Raw genomic sequence first — 3,678 nt, forward strand, 5'->3', positions numbered from 1 at the left:
ATAATGGCTCTGCAACTCGGTGAAGGCCCGGGTCCGCTCGCGTTTGCCGTCGCCGCAGATCCTGGCCACCGCGATCGTGGTATTGTCGTAGTTTTGTGTCCCGAACGGTTATGTGCCCTGAGAGGCATAGGTTCCTGTAATTGAACGATTAGTTTGTCTCTGGCGGCACATCGCGCAGGCGGTGCAACGAGCGCATCCTCCATTTCTCCCTAACCCAGAATGGAGGTTGCCATGTTGGAACGTTTTTTCGTCAAGCCGCAGACAATCGATCGGATTATGGATTGCTGGCTTGGGCTCCAGATCGATGAGTATGTGACGGCCTTATGCGACCGGGGCTACGCGCCTCGGAGCATTTATCGCCGAGTTCCCGTCCTGACCAAATTTGCGGTGTTCACCGCAGCCCGCAATGTCGATCAGATCGAACAAACCGAGGCGCTCATCGAGCCATTCATCGACGACTGGCTGCGCATTCGTCGTGCCGATCGATCTGCGGAAGCGTGTCGACGCGATCGCAACTTCGTGGGGGGCGTTGTGCGGCATTTCTTCAGCCAGATTGTCTCGAAGTCGGATAACACCAGCCGTAGAACAGCTTGGCCGATCCCTTTCGTTACCCAAGTGCCGGGATTCCTTGATTATCTTCGCGAAGAGCGGGGCCTGCGTGCGAGCTCTATCCATCACTACCGGCACTATCTGCGCGGGTTCGAGCGATATCTCAGGGATGTTGGATGCGAGGTGACCACGCTTTCGTTGCCGGTGGTGACGGGGTTCGTTACGGCGCAGGCTCAACACTTCGGGCCCAGATCAATGATCGGTCTTGCAAGCACATTGCGGGTTTTTCTCCGATATGCGCATCGAGAAGGTCTTCTCCAACGCGACATCAGCAAGCTAGTCGAGGTGCCCCAGCATTATCGGCTGGCCGACATACCGCGATCGATCAGTTGGGATTCCGTCCAGAAGATGCTCGATCAGGTCGATCTCCGCACCGTCGTTGGCCGACGCGATTACGCCATGCTGTTGCTGATGATCACATATGGCCTGCGCGCCCGCGAGGTTGCGGCGCTGACGCTCGACGACATCGATTGGAAGCGCGACCGATTACACGTGCGGGAGCGCAAGGCCGATCATAGCACTGCTTATCCGCTGGCCCCGGTCATCGGCGAGGCGATCATCGACTATCTGAAGAATGGGCGGCCTGATGTGCAGGGCCGACAGATCTTCTGGCGATACCTGGCGCCGCGATCGCCACTGACGCAGGCCGCGGTGTCGGCCATGACCAGCAAGTACCTGCATAGGGCGGGCATTCCCGTGGCCCGGCCCGGTTCCCATACGTTGCGACATGCCTGCGTCCAGAGGCTGGTGGACAACGGCTTTCCGCTCAAGACCATCGGCGATTATGTCGGGCATCGCTCGGCCTCTTCCACGATGATCTACGCCAAGGTCCAGGTCGACGGCTTGCGTGAAGTGGCGCTGGGCGACGGGGAGGATCTACAATGAGCCCCCGTCTTCCCGAGCCTTCAAGCCCGATCGCGCCCCACATCGTCGCTTTCATTCGCCACAAGCGCGCGCTCAACCGGCGCTACGACGTCGAAGACAAGGTGCTGCGGATGCTCGACGGCTATCTGAACGCACAGAGCGTCAAGACCCTCGCGGAGATCACCCCGGCGCTCCTCGATGCTTTTTTCCTGAGCCGTCCGCGCTCGCGGCCGCGAAGCTTCAACCATCTTATCGGTGTCGTCGGCCGGCTGTTCGAGTGGATGGTCGAACACGACGTTATCGATCGCTCTCCCGTCACGATGAAGCCGCGCCGCCGAGGTAATCCAAGACCGCCCTGCATCCTGGATCTGCGGACTGCCCAACAACTCATCGATCGCGCCGCCGAACTCGCGGATCGGAACAACGCTCTGCTTCGCGGTCCCGCCTATGCCACCATCTTCAGCCTGCTGTTCGGGCTTGGTCTGCGCGTCGGCGAGGTTGCGCGCCTGCGCTGGCGGGATGTCGATCGCAATCGTGACGTCCTCACCATCCGCGAGACGAAGTTTCCAAGTCGAGGCTCATTCCCATGGGACCGCAACTGGCACAGCGCCTTTATGCGTTCATGGCGTTGCGATCACAGCACCTGGTTTCGGTTACCGCCGACACACCGCTGTTTTCTTTCATGCGGGGTCGGCCTGTGAACCCCGGCACGATCAGCATCATTTTTCATTCGCTCGCGGCCGAGCTGAACATCGCGATCCCGCCAGGAGGAACGCCGGCTCACGTGCATGATCTACGGCACAGCTTTGCGGTCGGTCGACTTCTGCGATGGTATCGCGACGGAAGCAATCCCACTGACAAGCTGGTCAAGCTGTCGACCTTCATGGGGCACGTGGATCCCGCCTCCACCGCCGTTTATCTGACGATCACCACCGATCTGATGGAGGCCGCCGGTCAGCGCTTCGAACGCTTCGCCGTGCCAATATCAAGTGGAGGCCGGCCATGACGACCGTCGGCAGTCTCGTCTATCAGTTCTTCGAGCACCATCTCAAAGCCGAGAAGGGTCTGGCCCCGACCTCGATCCGGAGCTACCGTGACGGGATCCGGTTGTTCCTTCTCTTTCTGGCCAGGAAGAACCGACGCCCTATCAGCAAGCTCGGGCTGACCGATCTCAGCGCCGACAATGTGCGGGCCTTTCTCGCCCATCTTGAAGCCGAGCGCGGCAACAGCATCCGATCACGGAACCACCGGCTCGCAATGTTGCACGGTTTCTTCGCCTATGCCGGTGGCCAGGAGCCGATGGTGCTGCCGGAGGCCGAGCGCGTCGCCGCCATCCCGAGGAAGCGTACGCAGCCGGCGGCCACCTATTATCTCGAACGCGACGAGGTCGAACGGCTCTTCGACGGATTGCCGCGCGACGGGAAGCTGGCCACCCGCGACAAGGCGCTGCTCATGTTCCTGTACAATACTGGCGCCCGCGCAACGGAAGTCATCGGACTGACCATCGATCAGCTGGTTTTGACCTCCTCGCCGCGTGTGAACTTGCACGGCAAGGGCGATAAATGGCGGACCTGCCCACTATGGCCCGAGACCGCCCGCCTGCTTGGTGAGATGCTGCGTGACCGACGCCAGCCGGCTATGCCAACAACTCCGGTATTCCTCAGCAACGTCGGCAAGCCGCTGACGCGATTCGGCCTGTACAAGCTCGTCCGGCGTCATGGTTTGGACATTCGCATCGGCAACGGACACAGGTCCATTTCTCCGCATGTTTGGAGACACACGACGGCCGTGCATCTACTCGAATCCGGTGTCGACGTGAACGTCATAAGAGGTTGGCTCGGCCACGTCAGCCTGGATACGACCAACCGATATGCCGAGATCAACATCAGGATGAAGCAGGAGGCGCTTGAGGCCTGCCAGGTGCCCTCGACTTCTTCGGTGGGACCGCCCCGAAGACCAGTCTGGCAGAGCGAACCAAAACTTCTCGAATGGCTCGCTGGCCTCTGATCGTTATGTGCCCGCCGTCATCGAGAACGGTTGGATCAACAGGCTGCGGGCCACATAACCGTTCGGGACACAAAACTACGATTACGTGCCCGGGCACGTAATCGGGCAGAATCGACAGCGGCACGCCGCCGAAGAAATCGAACGCCGACACGTGTCCGTCGAGGAAGGCTTCCGTCGTCTCTCTCGGATAGGCCTTCA

4 protein-coding genes are annotated in these 3,678 nt (G+C 60.4%); all 4 read left to right on the plus strand.

What is annotated here, in order from left to right:
- Positions 1-219: 219 nt before the first annotated feature.
- Entirely contained in the window at positions 220-1,494 is a 1,275-nt protein-coding gene (locus tag VQ044_RS24140; protein ID WP_331827826.1) for a tyrosine-type recombinase/integrase, read from the plus strand.
- 110 nt (positions 1,495-1,604) lie between these two features.
- Entirely contained in the window at positions 1,605-2,174 is a 570-nt protein-coding gene (locus VQ044_RS24145; protein WP_331827827.1) for a hypothetical protein, read from the plus strand.
- On the plus strand, positions 2,096-2,479 hold the full coding sequence (locus VQ044_RS24150; protein WP_331827829.1) for a hypothetical protein: 384 nt from the start codon (positions 2,096-2,098) through the stop codon (positions 2,477-2,479). Before VQ044_RS24145 ends, VQ044_RS24150 begins: the two co-directional genes overlap by 79 nt.
- On the plus strand, positions 2,476-3,480 hold the full coding sequence (locus VQ044_RS24155) for a tyrosine-type recombinase/integrase (RefSeq protein WP_331827828.1): 1,005 nt from the start codon (positions 2,476-2,478) through the stop codon (positions 3,478-3,480). Before VQ044_RS24150 ends, VQ044_RS24155 begins: the two co-directional genes overlap by 4 nt.
- Positions 3,481-3,678 lie beyond the last annotated feature (198 nt).

This window comes from Aurantimonas sp. C2-5-R2 (assembly GCF_036549495.1).
Taxonomy (GTDB): Bacteria; Pseudomonadota; Alphaproteobacteria; order Rhizobiales; family Rhizobiaceae; genus Aurantimonas; species Aurantimonas coralicida_A.